A 26,476-nucleotide genomic window follows, 5' to 3' on the forward strand; every position below is an offset into this window, starting at 1 on the left:
GCGGCTGCTTTTTTAGTGGGACCGGCTTCAGCCGGGAAGAGACCCCTATGAGCACTCCTCAATTTTGCGGTGTGGCGCCTGACGCCTTCCCGGCTGAAGCCGGTCCTACGATTTGCACGCGCTGACTTTGTGGGACCGGCTTTAGCCGGGAAGAGGCCTGTATGAGCACCCTCAATTTTGCGGTGTAGCGCCTGACGCCTTCCTGGGTGAAGCCGGTCCCACATGTGTGCGCTGCATCGGGCGCGCCGTTCTTTCATTGCTCGCCGTTACAAAAAATCCGCACACACCTGCCATTCGTGTCCCGCCAACTTGGGCTAGCCTTAGTCCGAGACCGCCGACGTTGCGCATCGCAGCGCAGGTTTTCAGGGTGGTTGCTCACTGGGCATTTCTGCCACAACCCTCTGTTTTTTGATGTTGGGGTGATTACCACTTGAATCAAAGCAGAGGCCTGCCATGAAGCGAAGCGAAGTCAGACAACATGTCATCGACACAATCGGAAAGATTCTGGTCGACAAAACCCTGATTCAGGAAGAAGAGGACGTGACGCTGAGCGCGCTTGAGCTGGATGAAGCCGACTTCAACGAATTTTTTTCAATTCTGCAAAGCGACTTTGGCGTTGTCCTCCCGAATCAGATCAAGGCCGATATAGCAGGTATGTCCGCGCATTCACCCTACGGACAACTGACGCTGCAGGGCCTGGTTGACCTGATTCTCGTCGAGAAGAAACGCAGGACCCACCACTGAGGGGCAATCGGGATCGATTTGGGAAAGCAGCTGAATCATACGGGAGAGGTAACCGAACGGTCGGGGAAAACAGAGCGGGCTATCGGGCGATAGCGCCGCTTTTTTTACACGTGTTACCGGGCACTCAACGGCGTGGACGACGACGCTCATCATCGTTGCTGCGCACGGGAATGGGTTGCAGCTTTGGCTTTTCAATCAACCCGAGCGCGACGCCTACATCGTGAAGCCATTCTTGCAATTTGCTGTTCATATAACGCCCCCTTCAGGGAAATACTCGGCAGCCAATGTCCGAACTGCCTGGAGCAGATCATAGTGCTAAGGCGCACTTTACGCCTGCTACCGAGTGTCGCGGCAGGAATTTTTCGCCTTGCATGACGATGTGACACTGCAAATCGGTCATTCGAAGCCATCACGCGACAAACGGCAGGGCCGTCAACCTGCCACCACGGGCGTCATCACCGCGCATTCATGGGCCTGGCGACGTCTGGCCAGCAGATAGAAGACCCCACCCCCCAGGAAACATCCTGTAAACCATGCAAAGTTCGCCATCGGCTGCAATGCCGGGATGAAGGTGATGGCAATGCCTGCCAGGGTTGCCAGCAACAGCGCCTTCACCGCCGTGTAATTCACCCCGCCGGTGTACCAGTAGCGTCCGGTCGGCCCATCGTTGAACAGCGCGTCGACGTCGATCTGTTGCTTTTTGATCACGTAATAATCCACCAGCAAGATGCCGAACAACGGCCCGATGAACGCTGCCAGCACGTCCAGCGTGTAATGGATAACGGCGGGGTTGTTGAACAGATTCCATGGTGTGATGAAGATGGACGCCACCGCCGCGATCATCCCGCCTGCGCGCCAGCTGATCTTGCTGGGGGCGACGTTGGCGAAGTCGAACGCTGGCGACACGAAGTTGGCGACGATGTTGATGCCGATCGTCGCAGTCACGAAAGCAAATGCGCCAAGGAGCACAGCGATGTCATTGTCGATGCGCGCCACCGTGGCGATCGGGTCATGCAACATCTCGCCGAACACCGGCAACGTTCCCGAAACGATGACAACGGTGACCAGTGAGAAGGCCAGAAAATTGATCGGCAGCCCCCAGAAATTGCCGCGCCGTACTTCAGACATGCTCCGGCAGTAGCGACTGAAGTCGCCAAAGTTAAGCGTAGGACCCGAGAAGTAGGACACCACCAGCGCCGTGGCCATGATCACTTGGGAAAACGCTTCCCAGCCGGTCAGCGATTTTTCGGAGAGGGTAAAACTGATGTTGGTCCAGCCCGCCTTCCAGACAATCCAGCCCGCCAGGATGAACATCACGGCGTAGACCACAGGGCCGGCCCAGTCGATGAAGCGGCGGATCGAGTCCATCCCGGTCCAGAACACAGCCGCCTGTACCACCCAGAGTGCCAGGAAGCCGAACCAGCCGAGGTAAGACAAACCTGCAAAGTGCGGCTCTGCGTAGACCGACATCTGTGGGAAGAAGCGCAGCACCACGATGATCAGCGCGCTGGACGCCAGGTACGTTTGCACCCCGTACCACGCCACCGCGATCAGACCGCGGATCACCGCTGGAATATTCGCACCGAACACGCCGAAGGCCAGACGGCAGATCACCGGATATGGCACGGCGGCCTGCTGACTCGGCCTGGCCAGCAGGTTGGCGATCACCTGAATAATGCAGATACCCGCCAGCAGCGCGATCAGCACCTGCCAGCTCGCCAGCCCGAGGGCAAAAAGGCTGGCCGCGAAGACGTAGCCGCCCACGCTGTGCACGTCACTCATCCAGAACGCGAAAATGTTGTACCAGGTCCATTTCTGCGGCACGGGGCCCAGGTCCTCGTTGTACAGGCGGGGGCTGTAGCCCTTCGGCAATGGCTCGGTCATCGCATTTCTCCCTCATAAGGACGAAGCGGCTCCCGGCATCACACGTGCACACACTGCGTACGGGAGCGCGTGTGGGTTGTATACGAAACAGGAGGCAGAATGCGTGCCATTGCCGAAGAGGCCCGCGTGCAAGACGCCAAGACAGCGGGTTTCCGGCAGCCGATGAGGCCAAGATGTCAGATTTTCAAAGAGGAGATTTCAGACGCCGCGCCTGCCCACAGTGCACCGTGACCAAAGTCGGTGCATTTTTAACGGGCAGGAAATGGGCTGATGGATGAACGAGAAGGTGTATACGATTAGCGCGGGCTTTGGTTCAACTTATAAGCCCTGGCCTCATCGCCTCCCCTTCGATTAACGCTCGCAATCACTCCGGCAGCTGGGCCAGTCCATCCGGGTCGGTCATTGCCCGCTCCAGCAGATCCGCCGGCAGACTCTTGCTGGCCCGCGCGCCCAGCAGCTTGAGCTGTTCGCTGCGGCTGACCAGATTGCCGCGCCCCTCGACGAGCTTGTTGCGCGCGGCGCCGTAGGCCTTGTCCAGCTGCTGAAGGCGGTTGCCGACTTCGTCCAGGTCCTGGATGAACAGCACGAACTTGTCATAGAGCCACCCTGCCCGTTCGGCGATCTCCCGCGCATTCTGGCTCTGCCGCTCCTGCTTCCACAGGCTGTCGATGACCCGCAGCGTTGCCAGCAGCGTGGTCGGGCTGACAATCACGATATTGCGGTCGAACGCCTCCTGAAACATGTTCGGCTCGGCCTGCAACGCTGCAGAAAACGCCGCCTCGATCGGCACGAACAGCAAAACAAAATCGAGACTGTGCAGCCCCTCAAGGCGTTTGTAGTCTTTGCCGGACAGGCCTTTGACGTGATTGCGCAGGGACAGCACGTGCTGTTTCAGCGCCGCCTGGGAAATCACCTCATCGTCGGCTGACACGTACTGTTGATAGGCCGTCAGGCTGACCTTCGCGTCCACCACGACCTGCTTGTCGCCGGGCAGCATGATCAGAACGTCGGGCTGGAAGCGCTCGCCGTCGGGGCCTTTCAGGCTGACCTGGGTCTGATACTCCCGGCCCTTTTCAAGTCCGGCATGTTCGAGCACCCGCTCCAGAATCAATTCACCCCAGTTGCCCTGGGTCTTCTGCCCCTTCAACGCACGGGTCAGGTTGTTGGCTTCGTCGCTCAGGCGCAGGTTGAGCTGCTGCAAGCGCTCCAGCTCCTTGCTCAGGGAGAAACGTTCGCGGGCTTCGTTCTGATAACTCTCTTCGACGCGCTTTTCGAACGACTGGATGCGTTCCTTGAGCGGGTTGAGCAACTGCCCCAACTGCTGCTGACTGGTTTCGGCAAAGCGCTGCTCGCGTTCATCGAAAATCTTGCCGGCCAGCTCCGCAAACTGCGCACGCAGCTCATCGCGGGAGCCTTGCAGGTCGGTGAGGCGCTGCTGGTGACTTTCCTGCTGTTCACGCAGCTCGGCGCCCAGCGAGGCGCACTGGGCGTCGAGTCGACGCAGTTCGGCTTCTCTGACGGCCCGTTCGCGCCCCCAGTCTTCCTGGGCCTCCCGCGCACCCTCATGCTGTTGGCGCAGCAGTTCCACTTCCCGGCGCAGGGCCGCCAGGTCCGCCTGCTTGACCGCATTGGCCTGGGCAAGGTCGCTGATCTCGTCGCGACTGGCGTCGAGCTGGGCATTCAAGCCATCCTGCGCCATCTGCGCATTACTCAAGCGCTCGTCGAGCAACGCGGTGTCCGCTTCCCGTTGCGCCAGACGCCGCTGCAACTGCCACGCCAGCCCCAACAAAGGCACTGCTGCCACCGCCAAACCCAGCAACAGGCTGGTTAACTCAAACACCATAAAATCCAGACTCCGACATTCATGCAGACCGCATTATGCGCAGAAGCAGGCTCGACGTCCGATCCGGGTAAATCAGTGCCTCGGAAAAAGAAAACCGCCAGCGGGTGCTTCAAGAGCGCCGCGATAGAGCCGGCGCTTGGGACAATCCACAGAACCTGTGGATAACTCAGTGGACAACACCCCTTAAGCTCTCGCAAACGCACGTAGAATGGGGCCTGCGTTCAAACTGACGATTTTTTCACCAGCGTAAAAAAACGATGGTTTTCATTGACTTAATAATTCGTTGCATTAAATCAAGCGCTTAGCGGCCGACGTGACAGTGACATGACAGATACCTTTCGCAATGTGCACAAGTTCATTTCGTCTGTTCATAAGCCCGTTTCGACAGCCCCCATCGCCAGTGGAAATTCTCGGGAATAAGGCACTGGGCCACCTTTTTATGCCCGATATGCTGTACGCTCTTTCGCCCGCTTTCCGGCATACATCTGCCTTATTGCAAATCAGTGCTTGCTTTGCCCCAGCGACTCCATTAGCATCGCCGCCGTTAGTACCAAGCTGAAAGTCAATTCTGATCGAACAAATCCCCCAATCCCGGTTCGCCAACTGAGCGAACGGATTGAAAAAAGGGATCGATCACCTCGATGGTTTCCAGACATGAACTCACACGACCTGCCGTCAAAACGGAGGGGTGTGTAAAACATTCATGCTCTACCCAACCAGCCTGCAAATTGATCAGGATCTTCACCTCGAGCATCGAACCTTAGCTCTTGTTGTGTTGCCTGCCCTCCTAAGTACCTACCAGTCAGCCCCGCGCCACACTTTAAACGCGCTCAACTGGCTGCTTTTGTTCCAGACAGGTTCTGCGCCCTGCCCTTGACTCGCATTCGAGCATCGGTCCGCGTTTACTGGAACGTTTTAATTTTGCACGCCTCTTATTGCGTGTCGATTCAGGAAACACCCATAACATGACTACCCATATCCAGACTCAAAACGCTATTCGTACACTGACCAACGCTTTTGCTCCAATGAACTGCCTGATCATGGCAGCACGCAAAGGCTGCTTCAGCTTCACCATCGTCAACGAGCACGGTATCGCCCGCCACAGCGAGCGTTTGTACCCGGATCAATACTCCAGCGACGCTCCGCTGCAGGCTGTGATCGACCGTACGCGTCAGGCCTTGGTTGCCTGATATGGCTGCCTGACACCGTTGCCTGATACCGTCCGTCGGTTAATATCGCTGCATCGACAAGGCCTCACCCGATAACGGTGGGGCTTTTTTGCGTCTGTTTTACTTACATAAAAAGCGACAGCTGCAGTAATGAATGCCGGTCAACGTGGTGACGCAGCACGGGAACTGACCGTAAAACAGACCTTTACACCGCAAATATCACACTACACTTCAAGTCAGCGGCTCCGGTCGCTGCCGGTGGGCCCACTCCATCCCTGCTGCCAAGCGCCAGGGCCTGCCGACTCATCAACTCCCCGAGGGTGTTATGGGAATCGCCGCCAGTGAACTGTGTCGCTATGTCATCCGCCCGACACTCGTCTACCTCGGCCGACACAATCGAGCGGCCGAATCCCTGCTACTGGGCGTCGCCGCCAGCCAGTCCGCGTTAGGCGCCGAGCTGGACAACCCACGCGGCCACGGGCTTTACAGCATCGCCGACACCCAGCACCGCCAGCTGTGGGATCACTACCTCGCCCGCGATCCGGACCTTGCCAGCCTAGTTCGAGGCCTGGCCAGCCAGCACGCGTTTCTCACCGGCCCCGATCTGGAACTGACCGTCAACCTGCGCTACTCGACCGCCATTGCCTGGTTGATGGTCGAAGCGAGCCATATGTCGCTGCCGGATGCCGATGATTCGCTGGCCATGGCGCGGATGTGGCGCGAGGTATTTCAACCCGGCGGTCAGCTTCAGGATTTCACCGCGGCCTGGCAAACATGGGTCAGCCCCCTGTTTCAGTCCTCGCCAGCCATTTCGTGACCGAGCGGTATTCGACAAAGAAGCGGCGAACTTTCAGGATTGTCCTACAAGAACCGCTCTAAATAGGCTGATTCGGGCTATGGCGCGGGGGCGGAAATATTGGTAATTTCCGCGCGGTGATCAACAAGGAGTTCTAACAATGAAAAAAACAATGATCAAATCCAGCCTCAGTCTCGCCATCACTCTTGCCTCCACCCAGATTTTTGCATCCGGCTTTGCCCTGAATGAGCAAAGCATCAGCGGCATGGGGACCGGTTTTGCGGGCCGTACCTCTTCTGTCGATGACGCCAGCATCGTGTACGGCAACCCGGCCGGCATGTCGCGCCTCAAGCGCGCTCAGGCGACCGTGGGGGTCGCCGCAATCGATGCCTCCACCGACATTACCGACACCAGCGGCCGCAGCACCGGCTCGAACAAAGGCGACATGGTGCCTTTCATCGCCGTACCGATGGGTTTCTACGTGAACCCGGTCGACGAGCACTGGGCGTTCGGCTTCGGTGTCTACGCGCCATTCGGCCTAGTCACCGACTATGAAGACAACTTCCAGGGCCGCAACTTCGGCAGCAAGAGCATCGTCAAGGTCGTGACCTTCCAGCCGACCGTCAGCTACGCCTTCAACGACAAGGTATCGATCGGTTTCGGTCCGACCATCAACCGTATTTCCGGCGCGCTGGAATCGGCACTCAATGTCAGCCCGCTGCTGGGTGCCCGCACCGGCGACGGCCGCGTGCAGGTCAAGGGCGATGACGTCGGTTACGGTTTCAACGCCGGTATCCTGGTGCAAGCCACCGATACCACCAGCGTTGGCCTGACCTACCACTCCAAAGTGACCTACAAGCTTGAAGGCCACACCGAAGTGACCCCGGGTGCAGGCGTGCCTTCGGCCATCCTGCCGGGCGGTCGCTATGACGCCAAGCTGAACATCGATACACCGGAAACCGTCGACTTCTCCGTCACTCAGAAAATGAACGACGCCTGGAAGCTGTACGCCGGTGCAACGTGGACGCGCTGGAGCCGTCTGGAAGACATCACCGTTCAAAACTCCGGCATTACGCCGGTGTCTCGTCGCGACGCTACTCAGTCTCTGGTCGGCACCATCAAGGAAGAGCAGAACTGGCACGACACCTGGGCCTACGCCGTGGGTACGTCGTATCAGTTGAACAAGCAGTGGGTGCTGCGTACCGGTCTGTCGTTCGACCAGTCGCCGACCAACAACGAAAACCGCTCGCCGCGCATCCCGACAGGCGATCGCACGATCTTCAGTCTGGGCGCCGGTTACAGCCCGACCGACGACATCACCATCGATGTGGCCTACTCCTACTTGCAGGAAGAGAAGGTCAAGGTCGCCGACGCGAACGCGCTGGGCCAAAGCTACAACGCCAAGTACGACAACAGCGCCAACGGTTTCGGCGTGGGCATGACATACCGCTTCTGATGCAGTGGGCGGGACAGGCCGATCACCTGTCCGCCCTACAGAAAACCCCGCAGCCAGCGATGGATGCGGGGTTTTTCGTTGTGGCCCGTCTGCTTTGCGTCAGCGCGTTTTTACGGTTTGGAGGCGATAGCCTTCTCGATGGCTGAAATCAGCTCGGGATCGTCCGGTGCGGTCTTGCTGGAGAAGCTGGCAACCACGTTGCCTTTGCGGTCGACCACGTATTTATAGAAGTTCCAGCTTGGCGCGCTGCTCTGCCTGGCAAGCACCTTGAACAGGTTGATGGCGTCGGCGCCACGCACCGGCTGCGGCTCGGTCATGGTGAAGGTCACGCCGTAGTTCACGTAGCAGACCTTGGCGGTTTCGTTAGCGTCTTTGGATTCCTGCAGAAAGTCATCAGAAGGCACGCCGAGGACTTCCAGCCCCTCGCTTTTGAAGCGCTGATTGAGGGCTTCAAGGCCTTTGAACTGCGGCGCGAAGCCACAGAAGCTTGCGGTGTTGACCACCAGCATCGGCTTTCCGGCGAACTGTTTGCAGAGGTCGATCTCCTGTTTCGCCCGCAGCTTGGGCAGCTCGCCCTGCAGCAGTGGCGGGCAATCGGCGGCCGCGGCGGCGCCACTGAGGGCAAGCAGAAGCAAAGGCGCGTGAATCCAGCGAAGGGCCATGGTGACGTCCATTCAAGAGCGGGCAGGAAAGGTGGAGCTGTCGCTACGCTACTCCGCCGCGCGATGTATGCCTAGCGCGCCACAGAAACGTGGCTATTAGCTGGCTTTTCGGTCGCCATGAACGCCCGCTGGATCGCCTGGGGCGGTTCGCCGAAGTTGCGCAGAAACGCCTGGCGCATCCTTTCCCGATCGCCGAAGCCGGTTTCCCGGGCCACCACCTCAATGGGATGCCGGCTGGTTTCCATCATTGCCCGCGCGACTTCCACCCGCAGGCATTCGATGGCTTTGGCCGGGGTCTGGCCGGTTTCCTCGCGGAACACCCGACTGAACTGGCGGGGGCTCAAGCGGGCAATGGCCGCCAGCGCGTCTATTGAAAGATCGCTTTTGAGGTTCTCGCGGGCATAGGCCAGCGCCAGTTGCACACGATCGGACTTGGGGTCCAGCTCCAGTAACGTCGACAACTGGGAATGCTCGCTGCCGCGCCGCTGATAAATCACCAGCTTGCGCGCGACCTGCCGGGCGATGTCGGCGCCGAGGTCGTTCTCGACCATCGCCAGTGCGAGATCAAGCCCGGCGCTCATGCCCGCGCCGGTCCAGATCTGGCCGTCCACGGTGAACAGTTTGTCGTCCTCGACACGAACGTTCGGGTAGCGCTTGCGAAACTCCGGGGCGTGAATCCAGTGCATGGTCGCGCGCTTGCCATCGAGCAGGCCCGCTTCGGCCAGCACAAACCCGCCCGTGCACAGCGACGCCACGCGACGCGATTGAGCCGACGCGGTGCGCACGAACTCAAGCAGGCTGGGGGTGGGCAATTGCAGGTCCATGTAGCCGCTGACAATGATGGTGTCGTAACCGTCGGGCTGCAATGGCGTGGTGTTGACCGAGAAGCCTTCGGACGACATGACCGCCCCGCCGCTTTCGGACACCAGATGAAAGGAATACGCCGCCTCGCCCTGCATCAGGTTCGCGCAGGTCAGCACGGAACCGACCGACAGACTGAGGGACTGAAATTGCGGGTACACCACCAGCGCAACGCTATGCATGACACCTCTCCGGTTGGTCCGGAACACCATGGATAAATCTTCGATTAGCTAGCGTAGCGGGTTTGTAGGAGCGTGGCTTGTCCCGCGATCTGGCGCGCAGCGGCAGCAAGTCTGCTTACGGACTGTCTGGCACACCGCCGCGCAGGATTTTGCTGCCGGTTCCCGGCAGATCGCGGGACAAGCCACGCTCCTACTCCTACTCCTACTCCTACTCCTACTCCTACTCCGCACGCCGCACGCCGCACGCCGGCGGCAGGACACTGCATCAATCCCACATCAGCGCCAACGTCACCAGCACCAGGGTTTCGAGCAGTTCAAGCATCGCGCCGGCGGTGTCGCCGGTGCTGCCGCCCAGACGTTGCATCATCACCCGGCGCAGCCAGAAGAAACCGCCCGTGGAAACGACCAGCACCCACGCCGCCGCGCCGCCACCGATGAGCACGCAGACCACCGCCACCGCTGCCAGCACCTGCACCCCGGCCTTGCGCGGCAGATGATCGGCCAGCGCCTGGCCCAGCCCGCCCGCGCGCACATACGGCGTGTTCAGAAACAGTGCCAGCATCGCCGCGCGGCCGATCACCGGCGCCAGCAGCAGGCCAATGCCCGTGTGCGCTTCAATCAACGCCAGCACAGCGCTGAATTTCAACAGTAACACCACCACCAGCGTCACCACCGCAATCGGGCCGCTGCGCGGGTCTTTCATAATGAGCAGCGTGCGTTCACGGTCGCCGAACCCACCGAGCCAGGCGTCCGCGCTGTCGGCCAGGCCGTCCAGGTGCAGCCCTCCGCTGAGCATGACCCACGCCGCCAGCAGCAGGGCGGCATGCAACAGGGTCGGCGCGCCGTCGAGCAGGTGATTCAGCGCCATCAACAGCACGCCGAACAGCAACCCCACCAGCGGGTAGAACAGCAGCGAACGTCCCGATTCCTGGGGCGTCGGCATGCCCGGCAGGCGAATCGGCAGACTGCTGAGGAACTGCAAGGCGATCCAGAACGGCAGCATTTAAACCTCCGTCAACTCACCGTCGGCCTGGACATCGAGGCCGAACATACAGCCGTGTGCCACCGTGACCTGCAGCAATTGCTCACGGGGCAGACCGCGGGCGCGGGCCAGCAGCAGACGCATCACCCCGCCATGGCTGATCAGCAGAATGCGCTGTCCGTCATACGCCCGCTGCACCCGCTCAACGGCAGCCAACACGCGAGTGGCAAACGCCTCAACCGGCTCGCCGTTGGGTGGCGTAAACCCGTACGGATCCTCCCAGAAGCGACCCAACCCGGCAGCATCGGTTTCCATCAACTGCGCGGGGCTCTGCCCTTCCCAGTCACCGAAATGCAGTTCCTGAAGACCGGCTTCCAACTCCACGGGCAAGCCCAGTCGCTCGGCCAGCTCGTCGGCGAAGCGGGCGCAGCGTTGCAGCGGTGAGCTGACGATGCGGTCCCAGGGGCCACGATCAATCACCGCCGCGCGCATCTGCTGCCAGCCGGTGTCGGTCAGCGCATCGTCAATACTGCCGCGCAGGCCGCCGCCGAATTCGGTTTCGCCGTGGCGCAACAGGTCAAGATGCAAGGTCATGCCGGGCGGTCTGCCACAGCGGCTTCAGCGAAGGTCGCCATGCCGTTATGCAGCTCACAGGCCAGACGCAACAACGGCACCGCGAGCGCCGCGCCACTGCCTTCGCCCAGACGCAATCCCAGGTCCAGCAACGGCTCGGCCTGCAGCGCGTCCAGCACCAGACGATGGCCCGGCTCGGCGCCCCGATGGCCGAAAAACAGCCACTCCCGGCACGACGGATTGATGCGCACCGCCACCAGCGCCGCCACGGAACAGATAAAGCCATCGACCAACGCGACGATGCCCTCCTGCGCACAGGCCAGGTAGGCGCCGACCAGCGCCGCCACTTCAAACCCCCCGAGGGCGCGCAGACTGGCCAGGGCGTCACCGACGGCGTCGGCGTGCAGCCGCAGGGCCCCCTCGATCACCTGGGCCTTGTGGCTCACGCCCTCGGCATCCAGACCGGTGCCGGGGCCGACCAGCAAGGTGGCCGGACAATCGAGCAGCGCGCAGGCCAGCGCACTGGCGACGGTGGTGTTGCCGATGCCCATTTCGCCGCCGATGAACAGCTGAGTACCTGCGGCCTTGGCGCGCAACACGCTGTCGCGACCGCCTTCGAGGGCGGCGTGCAGTTGCGCCTCCGTCATCGCCGGGCCATGGGCAAAATTTGCGGTGCCCGGGCCAAGACCGAGGTGGCGCACACCCGGCAGGTCCAGCGGTGCAACCGTGCCCAGATCGACCACGTCCAGCTGCGCGGACAGTTGCCGGGCCAGCACGCTGATGGCCGCGCCGCCCATGATGAAGTTGTGCAGCATCTGCCCGGTCACTGCCTGCGGGTACGCCGAAACCCCTTCCGCGACTACGCCGTGGTCACCAGCAAAAATCGCGATCCAGACCTCATCGACCTTCGGCTTCGGACGACCCTGCAGGCCGGCCAGTTGCACCGCGACGTGTTCCAGACGGCCCAGTGAGCCGGTCGGTTTGGTCAGTTGCTGCTGCCGGGCCATCGCGTCGTCGCGGCTGGCGTGATCGACGTCTCGGGCAGGCGCGAGCCACCAGGCGTTACTCATAGTGCAGGTCCTTTCAGGGTCATGGGCAGTCCGGCAACGGTAAACACCACGCGATGGCAGCGTTCGGCCAACGCCTGATGCAGCCAGCCGGCTTCATCGACATAACGACGGGTCAGCTCACCGAGGGGCACCACGCCGAGCCCGGTTTCGTTGCTGACAAAAATGATCTCGCCCGGCCATTCCGCCAGGCCATCGAGCAAGGCTTCACGCTCTTGAGCCAGGCGCTGCGGATCGTCGAGCATCAGCAGATTGGTCAGCCACAGGGTCAGGCAATCCACCAAGAGGCAGCGGCCCTCCCCGGCGTTTTCCCGGAGCACGCGGGCCAGCTCGACGGGTTCCTCGATCAGCCCCCATTCAGCTGGCCGACGCTCGCGGTGCAAGGCGACGCGCTGGTTCATTTCGCCGTCGAGGGGCTGACTGGTAGCGATATAGATGACGTCGAGGCCGCTGTCGCTGGCGAGTTTTTCAGCCAGCCGACTTTTGCCGGAACGCGCACCGCCGAGGATCAATTGCAGCATCAGGGTTGCTCCAGGCCGCAGAGTTCACGCAGCAGTGTGCCGTCCAGGTGAGTTTCGACCAGATCGGCGAGGCGTTCGATGTCGCGCTCGCGCAAAGCGTGGTAATCGACCGACTGCACATTCTGCAGCCCGGCCCATCGCAGCAAGGCGCTGCTCGACGCCGGGTTCTCGAACAGACCGTGCAGGTAGGTGCCGAGCACTTGGCCATCAGGGCTGCACGCTCCATCGCAGCGGCCGTCGGCGAGCTGGACCAGTGGACGTTCCAGCGCCGCGCCGGTGGTCACGCCCGCATGAATCTCGTAGCCGATGACGTCGGCGTCTTCGAGGGTCAGGCGACCGCTGACGTTGCGCAGTTGCTTCTCTTCTTCCAGCACCGTGCTCAGGGCCAACAGCCCCAGGCCCGGGCTTGACCCGGCAGCGCCTTCAAGCCCCAGCGGGTCATGCAACTGCTCGCCAAGCATTTGCAGGCCGCCGCAGATGCCCAGCACGTTGCCGCCGTAACGCAGGTGGCGGTTGATGGCGGTGTCCCAGCCATTGGCGCGCAGATACGCGAGATCGCTACGCACGCTTTTCGAGCCGGGCAGGATGATCAGGTCAGCATCAGGAATCGCCTGCCCCGGCCCGACGAATTGCAGATTGACCTGGGGGTGCAGGCGCAGCGGGTCGAAGTCGGTGTGGTTACTGATGCGGGGCAACACCGGCACGATGACGTTGAGCACCTGCTCGGCCTTGTCGGCCTGACGCTGGTCGAGGCCGTCTTCGGCTTCCAGGTGCAGGTCCATCACGTAGGGCAGCACGCCGACCACCGGTTTGCCGGTGCGCTGTTCGAGCCAGTCGAGGCCGGGCTGAAGCAGCGCGATGTCGCCACGAAAGCGATTGATGATGAAGCCTTTGACCCGCGCCTGTTCGCTGGGCGACAGCAATTCCAAGGTGCCGACCAGATGGGCAAACACCCCGCCGCGATTGATGTCCGCCACCAACAGCACCGGGCAATCCACCGCTTCGGCAAAGCCCATGTTGGCGATGTCGCCGGCACGCAGGTTGATCTCTGCCGGCGACCCGGCACCTTCGACCATCACCACCGGCCAGCCTTCGCTGAGGCGACGATGGGAGGCGAGTACGGCCTGCATGGCGATGGCTTTGTAGTCGTGGTAGGCGACGGCGTTCATGGTGGTCACGGCGCGACCGTGGATGATCACTTGCGCGCCGGTGTCGCTGTTGGGTTTGAGCAGCACCGGGTTCATGTCGGTGTGGGGTTCGAGGCCGCAGGCCTGGGCTTGCACGGCCTGGGCGCGGCCGATCTCGCCGCCGTCGGCGGTCACTGCGCTGTTCAGCGCCATGTTCTGCGGCTTGAACGGCACGGTGCGCACGCCCTGACGGGTCAGCCAGCGGCACAGCGCCGTCACCAGCGTGCTTTTGCCGGCGTCGGAGGTGGTGCCCTGAACCATCAGGGTTTTGCCGAGGGTCATGGGCGCTCCCGGGAGAATTCGCTCAGCGCCTGCTCCAGACGCTGCCAATCCGCTTCTTCGCGCGGCAGGCCGAAACGCAGGCTGCTGTTGTGGGTGAAGATGCGCAGGAGGATGCCCCGCTGTGCGCAGAATTCGTAAAGCGCTTCCGCCAGCGGCGTGATCAACCACTGGAACAGCGCGCAACCGCCCTTGGGCGCGAAACCGTGGCGATTGAGCACGTCCACCAGACGCTGGCTGGCCTGCTCGGTGCGCTGACGCTGGCGTTGATGCCCGGCGACATCGTTGAGACAGGCCTGACCGATGATCCGCGTCGGCCCGCTGACCGACCAGGGCCCGATCTGCCGCGCCATGACTTTGAGAAAACGCGGCTCCGCCAGCACAAAACCCAGGCGCACACCGGCCAGGCCGAAAAACTTGCCGAACGAGCGCAGCACGATCAGGCCCGCGCGCTGGGTGTACGCCGCCAGGCTCAACTCCGGCGTATTGTCCATAAACGCTTCGTCCGCCACCAGCCAAGCGCCGCGCTGAGACAGACGCGCGTGCCATTCCAGCAGGCGTTCGGGCGGCAGGCTCAGGCCGGTGGGGTTATTCGGGTTGACCACGACGAGCACATCGAGGGTGTCGATGAACCGCTCCACTTCGTGCTCCAGCACTTCGCGCACCAGAAAACCGGTGTTGCGCCAGGCCTCGGCGTGCTCGGCGTAGCACGGCGACAGCACGCCCACCTTGCCCGCCTGACGCAGACGCGGCAGCGCCTGGATCGCCGCTTGGGAACCGGCCACCGGCAGCACGTCCGTGGCGCCGTAGTAGCGACGGGCAGCGATTTCCAGGCCGTCATCGGTTTCCGGCAAACGCGCCCATGCTGCTTCGGGGATCGCAGGGATCGGCCACGACCACGGCGAAATCCCGCTGGACAGGTCGAGCCAGTCCGCCTCATCAATGCCGTATTTCAGGACTGCGCCACGCAATCGGCCGCCATGTTCAAGCATAAAATTCTGTCCCCAGACACAAGATCAGCAACCACAGCCACACGCCGCGCTGCACCAGTTGCCAACCGCGATCAATAGAGTCGGCGTCCGCTGGGACGCCTTCACCCAGGGTCGCGCGCTCATGCAGTTCGCCGTGATAAATCGCCGGACCACCCAGTTCGACGCCCAACGCACCGGCACCGGCCGCCATCACCGGGCCTGCGTTCGGGCTGTCCCACTTCGGGGCCTGGGTGCGCCAGCAACGCAGGGCCAGTCGGGTGTTGCCCAGCAGCGCGTAGGTCAACGCCACCAAGCGCGCGGGAATGTAGTTAAGCAGGTCGTCGATTTTCGCCGCCGCCCAGCCGAAGCGTTCGAAGCGCTCGTTGCGATAGCCCCACATGGCGTCGAGGGTGTTGCTCAGGCGGTAGAGCACGACGCCCGGAGCGCCCAGCACGACGAACCAGAAAATCGCCGCAAACACTGCGTCGCTGCCGTTCTCGAGTACCGATTCCGTGGCCGCACGGGCCACTTCAGTGCTGTCCAGCTCGGAGGTCTGGCGACTGACCAGGTAACCGACCCGGCGGCGCGCCTCGTCCAGATTGTCGCTGCGCAACGCCTGGGCAACCGGCTCGACGTGCTCGCCCAGACTGCGCAGGCCCAACGCGCAGTAAAGCGCCAGTACGTCCACCAGCCAGCCAACGAACGGCAGCCAGCTGAGTAACGTGGCGATCAGGGTCAGCGGAATGACGGCGATGAACCATGCGCTCACGCCATGGCTGCGCCAGCCCCGGCCGGCGGCGTTCAGGCGCTGTTCGATACGCTCGGCGAAACGGCCGAACGCCACCAGTGGGTGGTTCCGTTTTGGCTCGCCGAGCAGCGCGTCCAGCGCGACTCCGGCGACGCTCAATAACGCCACACTCATGCAATCACTCCCCATGTGTTCTCGTAGACCAGCTCTTGCAACGCGCGCGGCTGCGCCCAGCCTTCCATCACCAGCATCGGCGCCGGGTAGAATTCCTTTACAGGGCCCAGGCACAGAATCGCCAGGGGTTTCGAACCGGCTGGCATCTGCAGCAGATCGGCCAGGGCCTGGGGGTCGAACAGCGACACCCAACCCATGCCGAGGCCTTCGGCACGCGCCGCCAGCCAGAGGTTTTGAATGGCGCACGACAGCGAAGCCATGTCCATCTCCGGCAGGGTGCGGCGGCCGAAGATATGTTTGTCGCGGTCATCCATCAACGCGGCGACCAACACTTCGGCGCAATCGCTGATGCCCTCGACTTTCAGCTTCATGAAATCGTCAGACCGCTCGCCCAAAGCTTCAGCGGTGCGAACGCGCTCCTCCTCCACCTGCGCCTGAATCTGCGCGCGCAAGGCCGGGTCGGTGATGCGCAGAAAGCGCCACGGCTGCATCAGGCCAACGCTCGGTGCGTGGTGTGCGGCTTCGAGCAGACGGGCCAGCAACTCCGGCGCGACCGTGCCACCGCAGAAGTGGCGCATGTCGCGCCGTTCGGCAATGGCGCGGTAAACGGCAGCGCGTTCGGGGTCGGTGAAGGTGTGGTCAGTCATAGGAGCGGGCTCATGGCAAAAACAGCGCCGCCATCGCCTGGGGATTCGAGGGGAAGTAGAAGTGCACGTACGACGCAGTCATGCGCCCTTCCCGGTACACCGCTTCGGCACCGCGCCCGCCATTGGGGCTGAGGCCGCGGGCGATCGGCGTCAGCTCGGTGCTGGTCAGGGAGTGGTGATAGGTGTGGCCACGCAGCGTGCCTTCCGGCAGCTCGACCGATTGCAGGGCCAGGGCTGCCAGACGCTTCTGCATCACGGCTTCACCCTTGAGCAAGCCCACCCCTTCGGCGCGCTGGCCGTCGACATCGGTCAAGGCATCGAGCAGGTACAACATGCCGCCGCATTCGGCGAGCAGGGGTTTGCCGGCGGCGTGGTGCGCACGAATCGCGGCGAGCATGCTGTGGTTTTCGGCCAGCGCCGTGTGATGCAATTCCGGGTAGCCCCCGGGTAGATACAGGCTGTCGGCGTCGGGTAATTCCCGGTCGCGGAGCGGCGAGAAGAACGACAGTTCGGCGCCCATCTCCCGTAGCAGGTCAAGGCTGGCACCATAGAAAAACGCGAACGCCTCGTCGTGGGCGATGGCGATTTTCACGCCGGTCAGCAACGGCTCGGCGGGAACGAAGTCGGGCGCGGTGAAGGTCACGGCCGGCGGCAACGTAGCGTCGCAGGTACTGGCCAGCGCGTTGGCAGCAGTGTCGAGGCGCATGTCGAGGTCATTCAGTTCACTGGCCTGAACCAGGCCGAGGTGCCGGCTGGGCAGCTCAATGCCGGTTTCACGGGACAGCGCGCCGTACCAGCGCAGGCCTTCGGTCAGGCTGCCTTCCAGCAACTGCGCGTGGCGCACGGTGCCGACGCGATTGGCCAGCACGCCGGCAAACGGCAGATCCGGCTGATACCGCGCCAGTCCCAGCGCCAGTGCGCCGAAGGTCTGGGCCATGGCCGTGCCGTCGATTACCCCGAGCACCGGCACGCCAAAACGCCGGGCCAGGTCCGCGCTGGACGGCGTGCCGTCGAACAAGCCCATGACGCCTTCGATGAGGATCAGGTCGGCCTCCGCGGCGGCTTCCCACAACAGGCGCCGACTTTCGTCCTCGCCGATCATCCACATGTCCAGCTGATACACCGGATGGCCGCTGGCGCGCTCGAGGATCATCGGGTCGAGAAAGTCCGGCCCGCATTTGAACACCCGCACCTTGCGGCCCTGATTGCGATGCAAGCGGGCCAGTGCGGCGGTGACGGTGGTTTTACCCTGACCGGACGCAGGGGCGGCGATCAATACTGCCGGGCAGTGCCGCGGTGGGCGCTCACTCACAGCTCGATGCCTTTCTGCGCCTTGATGCCGGACTGAAAGGCATGCTTGACCACGCCGATTTCGGACACGGTGTCGGACAGGTCGATCAATTCCTGCTTCGCCCCGCGACCGGTGACGATCACGTGCTGCATCGGCGGACGTGCCTGCAGGTCGCTCAGCACCTGCTCCAGGTCCAGATAGCCGTGCTTGAGGGCGATGTTCAGCTCATCGAGCACGACCATGCCGATGGAGGCGTCCTTGAGCATTTCACGGGTCACGGCCCAGGCGGATTCGGCGGCGGCAATGTCACGCTGGCGGTCCTGGGTTTCCCAGGTGAAGCCCTCGCCCATCACGTGGTAACGCACTTGTTCAGGGAAGCGGCGGAAGAACAGCTCTTCGCCGGTGCTGTGCCGGCCTTTAATGAACTGCACGACGCCGCACTGCATGCCGTGGCCCATGGCGCGGGCAAGCATGCCGAACGCCGAGCTGCTCTTGCCTTTGCCGTTACCGGTCAGGACCAGCAGCAACCCGCATTCATTGGGCGCGCTGGAAATGCGCTCGTCCATCACCGCCTTTTTGCGCAGCATGCGCGCCAGGTGGCGTTCGTCACGTTCGGGGGATTCGCTCATCTCAGCTCTCCGCTTGAGGGCAAGTGTGGCAAACGGAGGGCACAGGCAAAGACTGTCAGCAGGCACTGGGCAAAACCCGGCCTGCAGCAGAGCATCGCCCTCCGTGATGCTGTTCGATGGATCAGGCCGGTCTCCGGACTCACGAGTTGCCACAACCGTGGCAGGCCAGGCGCCTTCCCATGTTCAGCGAACACAGTGGCATTGTGCGTGGCTTTGACTCATCTACCGTTGCGGAGGCAGCGCCGGAATTGATCACACGAGCAATCGCACCGGCTTCCCTGTTTCACCCTGCGGACCTGACGGGTCCCGGGCACCTGAAACATGGCGCGAAGGTTAGAGGGTTGACTCGGGAGCGTCAATCGAACCGTAGGCAGACCGCCTCCGGCTAAACGGGATTTCACCCTGAAAGGCATACGTGCTCACCCAGCAACAGCGGATGAGCACAGTGCTCAGGAAGTCGCTATTGCCTGGCCAGGTTCGATGGCTGGATGACGCGCTTGGCATTCAGCCAGGCCTTTTGCCAATACGGCTTGTCGAGACTGTCGAGTTTGACCGTGCCGCCAGTGGCTGGCGCGTGGACGAACCGCCCTTCCCCGACGTAGATGCCGGCGTGACTGACGTGGGAGCCGCCGCTGGTGGCGAAGAACACCAGATCACCGGTCTGCAACTGGCTGCGATCGATGTCAGGCCCGCGCAGGGTGATCATTTCCCGCGTCGACCGAGGCAGGGTGATGCCCGCGGCGTCGTGGTAGACGTAGCCGATCAGGCCACTGCAATCGAAACCCGAATCAGGCGTGTTGCCGCCCCAGCGATAGGGCGTGCCGACAAGGCCGATCGCGCGCAACAGGACGTCGTCGGCAAGCGGTGAAGAAAACTGGGGAGGAGCGGACACCACAGGCCGGTAGACGACCTTGCGTGGAGCGGGCGGTGGCGTGCTGGAACATGCGGCCAGCAGCACAGCCAGGGAGGCGACGATCAGGCGAACCGTTAACGACATAAACACGACAACCTGTGCGGGGTGCAGCTTACTTTGCCGAGAGCCGGGATTGCGCGCAAGAGGGTCAGGCCCTTTTCGCGCCCGGAATTAACGGTGCTGGCGCTTGATTGTAGTCGAGGTCATCGCGGTGGTAGTTGCAGGTACCGTTGACGATGCCGTTACAGGTGCCATTGCCAGCGCGCGTTTGGCTTCGATGAACGTCTTGGCCCAGTAGGCATCGTCGAGGCTGTCGACACGGACTCCGCCACTGCGACGGCTGCTGGAGTGGATGAACTGATCATCGCCCAAGTAGATGCCCGCATGGCTGACACGGCCGCGGCCGGCGGTGCTGAAGAACAGCAGATCGCCCGGCTTGAGGTCATTGCGCTTGATGAGGGGGGCATCGATATTGATCATTTCGCGGGAAGAACGCGGCAGGCTCATGCCCGCCTCTTCACGGAACAGATAACCGATGAAACCGCTGCAATCGAAACCGGAGGTGGTCGACGTACCGCCGAAGCGATAGCGAGTGCCTATCAAGGATTTGCCGCGTTCGAGGATGCTGTCAGCCAGAACCGGCAGGCGGTAAGGCTTGTTATCGGCAAATTGAGCGAGTTCATCTTCGGTCGCGACTTCGTCATCCAGTACGGAGGATGCGTAATCAGCACGCTTGCTGGCGGATTGAGCGGTGGCAGAGTCCCGGAATTGGGGGCTTTGCGACTGTTGTTGCGACGTCGGCATCTGGGCCGCGCAGCCGAACAACAGCGTGACGAGTGCGAGAGGCACGAGGGGTGCGAAGCGGTTTAGCATGTGCACGACCGTGGCTGAAGTGTAAAGAAGCCGAGACTATGCCTTCAATCGTACCCATTTGCAAATTCAATCGAAACAAATGTGACTTACGATGTCGTCTATCACTTCTAAGGCTCTACACCTCAGAAACGCATCCATGTGCGCGGAATGATCGGTCGGCGAAGGGTTTATCTCGGCAGTAAAGCCGCCCGTCACCCGAGCGCGCAGCATGGGCTCATGAATGTACGGGAAGCTGGCGGTGGTTCCGATGCTGAGCACAGCGTCAAAACCTTTTGCCATCTCCTCCTGAAGCACATTCAATGCCAAATCCGGCAACATTTCCTGAAACAACACCACCGACGGCCTCAAAACGCCACTACAGCGGGGGCACAGCGGTGGCAGTGGTCGACTGAGGTGCTCGCTTAACTGCGGATCTACGGCGCCACAAGATTGACAGTACAGCGGCGCCAGCTGTCCGTGGATCTCGATCAGCCGTTCTGGCGGACTGCCCGCCGCCCTATGATAGCCGTCGACGTTTTGCGTCAATAACCAGCACTGGGGCTTGCGCCGCTGCAATTCAGCGATGGCGTAGTGCGCCGCATTGGGACGTCCGCCCAGGCAAGCGCTGCTCAATTGTGCGATGTACTTCCAGCACAGCGCCGGATCACGCCGCAACATCGGGCCGGACAAGGCCATTTCGATGGGCAGGCCGTCGTCGGTCTCGCCGTTGTACAAGCCACCGACGCCGCGATAGGTCGGCAACCCTGAATCCGCCGACAGGCCGGCACCGGTAATGATCAAAATCCGCGTGGCGTGGCGCAAGGCTGCTGCGGTTTGCAGGACCAGGGCCGGATCGACCACGGACTCGTTTACCAACCGAGGGTTTCTTTCAGGAAGGGAATGGTCAGCTTGCGCTGGGCCTGCAGCGATGCCTGATCGAGTTGCTCAAGCAAGTCGAACAGCGCGCTCATGCTGCGCTTACCGCGGGTGAGGATGAAATGCCCCACCTCATCGGTGAGGTGCAGGCCCCGACGGGACGCGCGCAGTTGCAGAGCGCGGAGTTTTTCTTCGTCGGACAAGAGGCGCATCTGGAACACCAGCGCCATGGTCAGCCGGGATTTCAGGTCCGCCAGTTTGACCGGCAGCTCCCGGGGCGAGCATGAAGCGGCGATGAGCAAGCGTCGGCCGCTGTCGCGCAGGCGGTTGAACAGGTGGAACAACGCTTCTTCCCACTCAGGCTTGCCAACCACCGCCTGCAAATCGTCCAGACACACCAGCTCGTACTGCTCCAGATGATCGAACAGGCCGACGCCTTGATCGAGAAGTTCGGCCATCGGCAGGTAAACCGCCGGCTCGCCCATCTGTTCGAAGCGCAGGCAGGCAGCCTGCAACAGATGCGTGCGCCCTACCCCGTTCTTGCCCCACAGATAGATGAGGCTTTCTGTCCAACCGGCCTCGGCTTCGCACAGCCGCTCGACATAGCCGAGTGCAGCGGCATTGGCGCCTGGATAGTAATTGATGAAGGTGGCGTCATCACGCAGACGCACACTCAGGGGCAGCTGAACTGGTTTCATGCTGGCTGAACGGTTCGTGACGAACCGCCAAGGGGCCTCTGTGAAAAGTGTGCAAAGTCTATACCCGCAGGGCTGGCCGCACAATGCGGCAGACCGCCAGCAAAATCAAAGGCTTGCGCCGGTCACTGGTATGACAGGGGATTACGGGAAAATCCCGTGGAGGAAAGAGACGCGCGGTGAACACCGCGCGCCTTCACGAATCCTGATTCGCGGGAATCAGAGATCCAGGTCGTCCAGACCGCCGTAGATGTCCGAATCCTTGTACAGGTCATGAACATGGCGTACCAGGACCATGATCACCGCCGCCACGGGCAACGCCAGCAGGATACCGGTGAATCCGAACAGCTCGCCGCCCGCCAGAATCGCGAAGATCACCGCCACCGGGTGCAGGCCGATGCGGTCACCCACCAGCAGCGGCGTCAGCACCATGCCTTCCAGCGCCTGACCGACCATGAACACCGCGACGATGCCCAGCATCGGGTACAGGTCGCCGCCGAACTGGAAGAACCCGGCCAGAATCGCCGAGCCGATGCCGATGACGAAGCCCATGTAGGGCACGATGGCCGCCAGACCGGCAATGACACCAATCAACAGCCCCAGCTCCAGCCCGACCAGCATCAGGCCGGCGGCGTAAATCACGCCCAGCGCGACCATCACCAGCAACTGGCCACGGATGAACGCACCCAGGACTTCATGGCATTCATCCGCCAGTGCCACGATTTTCTTCTCGCGATGACGCGGCAGCAGGCTGCGCACCTTCGCCATCATCACGTCCCAGTCACGCAGCAGGTAGAAACAGACCACCGGGATCAGCACCAGATTGGTCAGCCAGCCGATGAGCGCCAGGGTCGAGGTGGTGGCCTGGGACAGGACGATGCCGACGATGTCGCCGGTCTGACCCATGTGCTCCGAGATCGCCGCCTTGACCTTGTCGAACTTCCAGAACCCTTCTGCCAGCCCCAGTTTGGCCTGCGCCCACGGCATCGCGGTGTGCTGCAGCCAGTCGAGAATCTGCGGCGCCAGTTCGTACAGGCGATAAAGCTGCTTGGCCAGCATCGGCACCAGCACCAACAGCAGGCCCATGAAGATCAGGGTGAACAACAGAAACACCGTCACCACACTCATGGTGCGCGACAGCTTCAGTTTTTCCAGCCGGTCTGCCAGCGGATCGCCCATGTACGCCAGCAGCAGCGCCACCAGGAACGGGGTCAGAATCGAATGCAGCAGCCAGACGAACAAACAGACCAGGACAACCCCGCCCAGCCAGAACCAACGACGCGTATCAGTCATTACTGCCTCTTTCCCCAGGATGATGTGCTTCGTGCAACGTCGTTATGAACCTGTTCACCAACGGAAGTGCAATGCGCTGTCGGAAACAGCGGGCGGCTGCGGTGCCGCTGGCGTGCCGTCCGCGGCAACCGGCGCGGGATTGGCCGCAGAACTGTCCGGCGCACTGGCGATTTCACCCGCCGGCACTTCCTGCAGTTTCGCCAGCGCCAACTGGGAACGCAACTGATCGGGGCTGCCGCTGACATCGAAGGCGATACGGTCACCCTCGGCTGATTTCAGACGGCCACCGAAGGGTTCGAGCAGGTGCAACAGCTGCGCGTAACGCTCAAGATTCATGCCCTGTACGTCCAGCACCATGCCCGTCGAAGCGCCCGGTTTGACCACAAAGCGTGGCGCCAGACGCTGACTCACCGCCAACAGCACCGCGTCGGCCAGTTCCGCCGAGCTGGCGCCGCTGGCACTGCCCTGCTCCATCTTGTCGCCCAGCCACAGGTGCCATTTGCCCTGCCACTGGCCACCGTTTTCCTGCGCGTGAACCGCCAGAATCGCATCCGAACCGTAGCGCTCGGAAGCCTCCTTGAGCGGGCCGACGTTGTTGCCGTCGAGGGTCTTGGCGTTGCCGATACCCTGCTCGCCCAGGTCCGCCAGTGGCAGACGCAGCGGCAGACCGCGGTGCTGAGCCGCGCGGCGCAAAGGCTCGGCGGAGGATTGGCCGTCGCCGACCAGGTTGGCGCCGTCAGTCGCGTCGTTCAGCCACCAGGCCATGATCACCGGACGGTTGGAGCCCCACAACGACAGCCCGGCCTGCCGCAGCACGCGCTCGGTGCTCGACGGGTCGAAGTCGACCTGGAGGGTTTCCGGCGGGCCGGCGTCATAACCATACTGGCTGATGATTTGTTGAGGGTCCTTGCGCACGTCGGCAAGGCCGCCGTTCTGCACGGCCTTGGGGTCGCCGGTCAAGCGGATGACCAGGGTTTCCAGCGCGGCCTGGGTGGCGCGGGTTTTCTCGTCAGGGGTCTGGCCGCTGACGGGCTCGCGCACCTGATAAAGAGTGTTCACCGTCTCGGCGAGCGCCGGCAGACTCATCAATGAGAGGCACCCTGCGAACAGGCAGTTTTTTAGGCGCATGAATGAAGGTGGACGCATGAAAGATTCCCGCTGGGTAAAAAGGCAACGCTATAAATAGCTGCATAAAGACGAATGACCCGACTCTGACCGCAGACGCGTCCGAATCGCTCACTCAGGCGCCAACGTTACACCGGATCCCTCTGTCGACGAACGGGTGCGGCGGGATAAACCGGGTTATTTTTTCTTCACCGTTGTCCTGCCCGTCGGCCCAAGGATGGCCGCTTGCGCCCAACCCTGATAAAATCGCGCGCCTTCGCAGACCGGCGATGACACGGCCCCCGCGTCGTTGCCACTCGGTCGTTACCCCGAATCCCCCCCTTAAAGGCCTGGATCATGAGCAAGCAACCCTCCCTGAGCTACAAAGACGCCGGTGTTGACATCGACGCCGGTGAAGCGCTGGTCGAACGCATCAAGAGCGTCGCCAAGCGCACCAAGCGCCCGGAAGTGATGGGCGGGCTCGGGGGCTTCGGCGCTCTGTGCGAAATCCCGGCCGGCTACAAGCAGCCTGTTCTGGTGAGCGGCACCGACGGTGTCGGCACCAAGCTGCGCCTGGCACTGAATCTGAACAAACACGACACCATCGGCATCGACCTGGTCGCCATGTGCGTCAACGATCTGGTGGTCTGCGGCGCTGAACCGCTGTTCTTCCTCGACTACTACGCCACCGGCAAACTCAACGTCGACACCGCGGCTCAAGTGGTGACCGGCATAGGCGCGGGCTGCGAACTGGCTGGTTGCTCGCTGGTCGGCGGCGAGACCGCTGAAATGCCCGGCATGTACGAAGGCGAAGACTACGACCTGGCCGGCTTCTGCGTCGGTGTCGTGGAGAAAGCTGACATCATCGACGGCTCGAAGGTGGCCGCCGGCGACGCACTGATCGCCCTGCCGTCTTCCGGTCCGCACTCCAACGGCTACTCGCTGATCCGCAAGATCATCGACGTGTCGGGTGCCGATATCGACACCATCCAGCTCGACGGCAAGCCGCTCACCGACCTGCTGATGGCGCCAACCCGCATTTACGTCAAGCAGCTGCTCAAGCTGATCAAAGACACCGGCGCGGTGAAAGCCATGGCCCACATCACCGGTGGCGGCCTGCTGGACAACATCCCGCGCGTGCTGCCAGAAGGCGCTCAGGCCATCGTCGACGTGGCCAGCTGGACCCGTCCGGCGGTCTTTGACTGGCTGCAGGAAAAAGGCAACGTCGATGAGCATGAAATGCACCGCGTGCTGAACTGCGGCGTCGGCATGGTCATCTGCGTGGCCCAGGAACACGTCGAAGTCTCGCTGAATGCCCTGCGTGAAGCCGGCGAGCAGCCGTGGGTCATCGGCCAGATCGGCACCGCTGCCGAAGGCGCTGCACAAGTCGAGCTGAAGAACGTCAAGGCTCATTAATGCCTGACATGCCCCAACCCTGTGATGTGGTGGTGCTGCTTTCCGGCACTGGCGGTAACCTGCAGGCAATGATCGACGGCTTTCAGGACAGCGCGAGCCCTGCGCGCATCCGTGCGGTGATTTCCAACCGCGCCGATGCCTTCGGGCTTGAGCGGGCCGCCCGTACGGGAATCGACACCCGCGTGCTCGATCACACCGGCTACGAAGGTCGCGAGGCCTTCGATGCGGCGCTGATCGAGGCCATCGATTCGTTTCAGCCGTCGCTGGTGGTGCTCGCCGGATTCATGCGCATCCTCACGCCCGGGTTCGTCCGCCACTACCATGGCCGCCTGCTGAACATTCACCCTTCCCTGCTTCCGCGGTATAAAGGCCTGCACACCCATCAACGCGTGCTGGAGGCCGGCGATGGCGACCATGGCTGCAGCGTGCACTTTGTCACCGAGGAACTCGATGGGGGGCCTCTGGTCGTACAGGCAGTTGTTTCTGTAGAGTTGCACGACACGCCCGCCACGCTGGCACAGAGGGTACACGCCCAGGAACACTTGATTTATCCCCTGGCCATTCGCTGGTTCGCCGAAGGACGACTGACCCTCGACGAACACGGCGCCTCACTGGACGGCCAGCCCTTAGGGCCCAGCGGCCACTTGATCCGACATTAGGA

General features: G+C 62.3%; 28 protein-coding genes and 1 riboswitch. Of the genes, 6 read left to right on the top strand and 22 right to left on the bottom strand.

From position 1 onward, the window contains the following. Positions 1 to 453: 453 nt before the first annotated feature. Positions 454 to 744: a hypothetical protein gene (locus IFT99_RS17315; protein WP_065992934.1), complete on the top strand. Its 291-nt coding sequence runs from the start codon at positions 454 to 456 to the stop codon at positions 742 to 744. A 124-nt stretch (positions 745 to 868) separates the two neighbouring features. Here IFT99_RS17315 and IFT99_RS26495 read toward each other — a convergent pair whose 3' ends face one another. From IFT99_RS26495 to IFT99_RS17330, 4 genes are all read right to left on the bottom strand, one after another. After that, complete coding sequence (locus IFT99_RS26495) at positions 869 to 994, bottom strand: PA1414 family protein (protein ID WP_122535674.1); 126 nt, start codon at positions 992 to 994, stop codon at positions 869 to 871. A gap of 182 nt (positions 995 to 1,176) precedes the next feature. After that, positions 1,177 to 2,628 (bottom strand): NCS1 family nucleobase:cation symporter-1, encoded by a 1,452-nt coding sequence (locus IFT99_RS17320; protein ID WP_065992933.1) that lies wholly within the window; start codon positions 2,626 to 2,628, stop codon positions 1,177 to 1,179. A 364-nt stretch (positions 2,629 to 2,992) separates the two neighbouring features. Then, a complete protein-coding gene (gene rmuC / locus IFT99_RS17325; RefSeq protein WP_167355836.1) occupies positions 2,993 to 4,357 on the bottom strand; it encodes a DNA recombination protein RmuC in 1,365 nt (454 codons plus the stop codon). Positions 4,358 to 5,033: 676 nt separating this feature from the next. Further along, a complete protein-coding gene (locus IFT99_RS17330) occupies positions 5,034 to 5,225 on the bottom strand; it encodes a hypothetical protein (protein ID WP_192133833.1) in 192 nt (63 codons plus the stop codon). A gap of 211 nt (positions 5,226 to 5,436) precedes the next feature. Between IFT99_RS17330 and IFT99_RS17335 the strand changes: the two genes are divergently transcribed. The 3 genes from IFT99_RS17335 (at position 5,437) to IFT99_RS17345 (ending at position 7,892) form a co-directional block, all read left to right on the top strand. Further along, positions 5,437 to 5,661 (top strand): hypothetical protein, encoded by a 225-nt coding sequence (locus tag IFT99_RS17335; RefSeq protein ID WP_065992924.1) that lies wholly within the window; start codon positions 5,437 to 5,439, stop codon positions 5,659 to 5,661. Between the two features lie 304 nt (positions 5,662 to 5,965). Beyond that, a complete protein-coding gene (locus tag IFT99_RS17340) occupies positions 5,966 to 6,457 on the top strand; it encodes a hypothetical protein (RefSeq protein ID WP_192133835.1) in 492 nt (163 codons plus the stop codon). A 139-nt stretch (positions 6,458 to 6,596) separates the two neighbouring features. After that, entirely contained in the window at positions 6,597 to 7,892 is a 1,296-nt protein-coding gene (locus IFT99_RS17345) for an OmpP1/FadL family transporter (RefSeq protein WP_065992919.1), read from the top strand. A gap of 110 nt (positions 7,893 to 8,002) precedes the next feature. On the opposite strand, the gene IFT99_RS17350 is transcribed toward IFT99_RS17345, so the two are convergent. The 18 genes from IFT99_RS17350 to IFT99_RS17435 all read right to left on the bottom strand — a co-directional run bounded on the left by IFT99_RS17350 (position 8,003) and on the right by IFT99_RS17435 (position 24,423). Next, entirely contained in the window at positions 8,003 to 8,554 is a 552-nt protein-coding gene (locus IFT99_RS17350; RefSeq protein ID WP_065992916.1) for a glutathione peroxidase, read from the bottom strand. Between the two features lie 71 nt (positions 8,555 to 8,625). Next, a complete protein-coding gene (locus IFT99_RS17355; protein WP_192133837.1) occupies positions 8,626 to 9,597 on the bottom strand; it encodes a GlxA family transcriptional regulator in 972 nt (323 codons plus the stop codon). Positions 9,598 to 9,862: 265 nt separating this feature from the next. Next, positions 9,863 to 10,600: an adenosylcobinamide-GDP ribazoletransferase gene (locus IFT99_RS17360; protein WP_192133840.1), complete on the bottom strand. Its 738-nt coding sequence runs from the start codon at positions 10,598 to 10,600 to the stop codon at positions 9,863 to 9,865. Continuing rightward, complete coding sequence (gene cobC, locus IFT99_RS17365; RefSeq protein ID WP_192133842.1) at positions 10,601 to 11,173, bottom strand: alpha-ribazole phosphatase family protein; 573 nt, start codon at positions 11,171 to 11,173, stop codon at positions 10,601 to 10,603. Further along, positions 11,170 to 12,222, bottom strand: a complete 1,053-nt coding sequence (gene cobT, locus IFT99_RS17370; RefSeq protein ID WP_192133844.1) for a nicotinate-nucleotide--dimethylbenzimidazole phosphoribosyltransferase — start codon at positions 12,220 to 12,222, stop codon at positions 11,170 to 11,172. Before cobT ends, cobC begins: the two co-directional genes overlap by 4 nt. Then, positions 12,219 to 12,740 (bottom strand): bifunctional adenosylcobinamide kinase/adenosylcobinamide-phosphate guanylyltransferase, encoded by a 522-nt coding sequence (gene cobU, locus IFT99_RS17375; RefSeq protein ID WP_065992905.1) that lies wholly within the window; start codon positions 12,738 to 12,740, stop codon positions 12,219 to 12,221. Before cobU ends, cobT begins: the two co-directional genes overlap by 4 nt. Further along, positions 12,740 to 14,209 (bottom strand): cobyric acid synthase, encoded by a 1,470-nt coding sequence (locus tag IFT99_RS17380; protein ID WP_192133846.1) that lies wholly within the window; start codon positions 14,207 to 14,209, stop codon positions 12,740 to 12,742. The genes cobU and IFT99_RS17380 overlap by 1 nt, the downstream gene beginning before the upstream one ends. Continuing rightward, positions 14,206 to 15,198, bottom strand: coding sequence for a threonine-phosphate decarboxylase CobD (gene cobD / locus IFT99_RS17385; RefSeq protein WP_192133848.1), 993 nt, complete (start codon positions 15,196 to 15,198; stop codon positions 14,206 to 14,208). Before cobD ends, IFT99_RS17380 begins: the two co-directional genes overlap by 4 nt. After that, positions 15,191 to 16,099, bottom strand: coding sequence for an adenosylcobinamide-phosphate synthase CbiB (gene cbiB / locus IFT99_RS17390; protein WP_192133850.1), 909 nt, complete (start codon positions 16,097 to 16,099; stop codon positions 15,191 to 15,193). The genes cobD and cbiB overlap by 8 nt, the downstream gene beginning before the upstream one ends. Next, positions 16,096 to 16,746: a 5,6-dimethylbenzimidazole synthase gene (bluB, locus tag IFT99_RS17395; RefSeq protein ID WP_192133851.1), complete on the bottom strand. Its 651-nt coding sequence runs from the start codon at positions 16,744 to 16,746 to the stop codon at positions 16,096 to 16,098. Before bluB ends, cbiB begins: the two co-directional genes overlap by 4 nt. A gap of 10 nt (positions 16,747 to 16,756) precedes the next feature. Beyond that, positions 16,757 to 18,058 (bottom strand): cobyrinate a,c-diamide synthase, encoded by a 1,302-nt coding sequence (locus IFT99_RS17400; RefSeq protein ID WP_192133853.1) that lies wholly within the window; start codon positions 18,056 to 18,058, stop codon positions 16,757 to 16,759. Beyond that, positions 18,055 to 18,666, bottom strand: a complete 612-nt coding sequence (gene cobO / locus IFT99_RS17405) for a cob(I)yrinic acid a,c-diamide adenosyltransferase (protein ID WP_192133855.1) — start codon at positions 18,664 to 18,666, stop codon at positions 18,055 to 18,057. Before cobO ends, IFT99_RS17400 begins: the two co-directional genes overlap by 4 nt. 107 nt (positions 18,667 to 18,773) lie before the next feature. Then, a riboswitch (cobalamin riboswitch) is annotated at positions 18,774 to 18,999 on the bottom strand. Between the two features lie 127 nt (positions 19,000 to 19,126). Then, entirely contained in the window at positions 19,127 to 19,663 is a 537-nt protein-coding gene (locus tag IFT99_RS17410) for a C40 family peptidase (protein ID WP_065992892.1), read from the bottom strand. Positions 19,664 to 19,750: 87 nt separating this feature from the next. Next, positions 19,751 to 20,452: a C40 family peptidase gene (locus IFT99_RS17415; RefSeq protein ID WP_065992890.1), complete on the bottom strand. Its 702-nt coding sequence runs from the start codon at positions 20,450 to 20,452 to the stop codon at positions 19,751 to 19,753. Positions 20,453 to 20,518: 66 nt separating this feature from the next. Further along, positions 20,519 to 21,292, bottom strand: coding sequence for an NAD-dependent protein deacylase (locus IFT99_RS17420; RefSeq protein ID WP_192134057.1), 774 nt, complete (start codon positions 21,290 to 21,292; stop codon positions 20,519 to 20,521). A gap of 8 nt (positions 21,293 to 21,300) precedes the next feature. Next, a complete protein-coding gene (hda, locus tag IFT99_RS17425) occupies positions 21,301 to 22,005 on the bottom strand; it encodes a DnaA regulatory inactivator Hda (RefSeq protein ID WP_037011979.1) in 705 nt (234 codons plus the stop codon). 216 nt (positions 22,006 to 22,221) lie between these two features. Next, the gene (locus tag IFT99_RS17430; RefSeq protein WP_065992883.1) at positions 22,222 to 23,295 is read right to left on the bottom strand and encodes an AI-2E family transporter; all 1,074 of its coding nucleotides are present in this window, start codon (positions 23,293 to 23,295) and stop codon (positions 22,222 to 22,224) included. A 54-nt stretch (positions 23,296 to 23,349) separates the two neighbouring features. Next, positions 23,350 to 24,423: a DUF2066 domain-containing protein gene (locus IFT99_RS17435; RefSeq protein WP_065993241.1), complete on the bottom strand. Its 1,074-nt coding sequence runs from the start codon at positions 24,421 to 24,423 to the stop codon at positions 23,350 to 23,352. Positions 24,424 to 24,756: 333 nt separating this feature from the next. Between IFT99_RS17435 and purM the strand changes: the two genes are divergently transcribed. Next, entirely contained in the window at positions 24,757 to 25,815 is a 1,059-nt protein-coding gene (gene purM, locus IFT99_RS17440) for a phosphoribosylformylglycinamidine cyclo-ligase (protein ID WP_192133858.1), read from the top strand. Between the two features lie 8 nt (positions 25,816 to 25,823). Next, complete coding sequence (gene purN / locus IFT99_RS17445; protein ID WP_192134059.1) at positions 25,824 to 26,474, top strand: phosphoribosylglycinamide formyltransferase; 651 nt, start codon at positions 25,824 to 25,826, stop codon at positions 26,472 to 26,474. The last annotated feature ends 2 nt before the right edge of the window (positions 26,475 to 26,476 follow it).

The organism is Pseudomonas sp. CFBP 8772 (genome assembly GCF_014841665.1).
Taxonomy (GTDB): domain Bacteria; phylum Pseudomonadota; class Gammaproteobacteria; order Pseudomonadales; family Pseudomonadaceae; genus Aquipseudomonas; species Aquipseudomonas graminis_B.

Excerpts from the sequence above, each read along its gene's own strand:
- bluB (WP_192133851.1), bottom strand. The coding sequence starts at position 16,746 with ATGACTGACCACACCTTCACCGACCCCGAACGCGCTGCCGTTTACCGC.
- hda (WP_037011979.1), bottom strand. The coding sequence starts at position 22,005 with ATGAAACCAGTTCAGCTGCCCCTGAGTGTGCGTCTGCGTGATGACGCC.
- IFT99_RS17330 (WP_192133833.1), bottom strand. The coding sequence starts at position 5,225 with ATGCTCGAGGTGAAGATCCTGATCAATTTGCAGGCTGGTTGGGTAGAG.
- IFT99_RS17340 (WP_192133835.1), top strand. The coding sequence starts at position 5,966 with ATGGGAATCGCCGCCAGTGAACTGTGTCGCTATGTCATCCGCCCGACA.
- cobT (WP_192133844.1), bottom strand. The coding sequence starts at position 12,222 with ATGAGTAACGCCTGGTGGCTCGCGCCTGCCCGAGACGTCGATCACGCC.
- IFT99_RS17360 (WP_192133840.1), bottom strand. The coding sequence starts at position 10,600 with ATGCTGCCGTTCTGGATCGCCTTGCAGTTCCTCAGCAGTCTGCCGATT.
- purM (WP_192133858.1), top strand. The coding sequence starts at position 24,757 with ATGAGCAAGCAACCCTCCCTGAGCTACAAAGACGCCGGTGTTGACATC.
- IFT99_RS26495 (WP_122535674.1), bottom strand. The coding sequence starts at position 994 with ATGAACAGCAAATTGCAAGAATGGCTTCACGATGTAGGCGTCGCGCTC.
- IFT99_RS17350 (WP_065992916.1), bottom strand. The coding sequence starts at position 8,554 with ATGGCCCTTCGCTGGATTCACGCGCCTTTGCTTCTGCTTGCCCTCAGT.
- IFT99_RS17315 (WP_065992934.1), top strand. The coding sequence starts at position 454 with ATGAAGCGAAGCGAAGTCAGACAACATGTCATCGACACAATCGGAAAG.
- IFT99_RS17435 (WP_065993241.1), bottom strand. The coding sequence starts at position 24,423 with ATGCGCCTAAAAAACTGCCTGTTCGCAGGGTGCCTCTCATTGATGAGT.
- cobD (WP_192133848.1), bottom strand. The coding sequence starts at position 15,198 with ATGCTTGAACATGGCGGCCGATTGCGTGGCGCAGTCCTGAAATACGGC.
- IFT99_RS17355 (WP_192133837.1), bottom strand. The coding sequence starts at position 9,597 with ATGCATAGCGTTGCGCTGGTGGTGTACCCGCAATTTCAGTCCCTCAGT.
- IFT99_RS17430 (WP_065992883.1), bottom strand. The coding sequence starts at position 23,295 with ATGACTGATACGCGTCGTTGGTTCTGGCTGGGCGGGGTTGTCCTGGTC.
- IFT99_RS17380 (WP_192133846.1), bottom strand. The coding sequence starts at position 14,209 with ATGACCCTCGGCAAAACCCTGATGGTTCAGGGCACCACCTCCGACGCC.
- purN (WP_192134059.1), top strand. The coding sequence starts at position 25,824 with ATGCCCCAACCCTGTGATGTGGTGGTGCTGCTTTCCGGCACTGGCGGT.
- IFT99_RS17410 (WP_065992892.1), bottom strand. The coding sequence starts at position 19,663 with ATGTCGTTAACGGTTCGCCTGATCGTCGCCTCCCTGGCTGTGCTGCTG.
- IFT99_RS17345 (WP_065992919.1), top strand. The coding sequence starts at position 6,597 with ATGAAAAAAACAATGATCAAATCCAGCCTCAGTCTCGCCATCACTCTT.
- cobC (WP_192133842.1), bottom strand. The coding sequence starts at position 11,173 with ATGACCTTGCATCTTGACCTGTTGCGCCACGGCGAAACCGAATTCGGC.
- cbiB (WP_192133850.1), bottom strand. The coding sequence starts at position 16,099 with ATGAGTGTGGCGTTATTGAGCGTCGCCGGAGTCGCGCTGGACGCGCTG.
- cobO (WP_192133855.1), bottom strand. The coding sequence starts at position 18,666 with ATGAGCGAATCCCCCGAACGTGACGAACGCCACCTGGCGCGCATGCTG.
- IFT99_RS17335 (WP_065992924.1), top strand. The coding sequence starts at position 5,437 with ATGACTACCCATATCCAGACTCAAAACGCTATTCGTACACTGACCAAC.
- IFT99_RS17320 (WP_065992933.1), bottom strand. The coding sequence starts at position 2,628 with ATGACCGAGCCATTGCCGAAGGGCTACAGCCCCCGCCTGTACAACGAG.
- IFT99_RS17415 (WP_065992890.1), bottom strand. The coding sequence starts at position 20,452 with ATGCTAAACCGCTTCGCACCCCTCGTGCCTCTCGCACTCGTCACGCTG.
- cobU (WP_065992905.1), bottom strand. The coding sequence starts at position 12,740 with ATGCTGCAATTGATCCTCGGCGGTGCGCGTTCCGGCAAAAGTCGGCTG.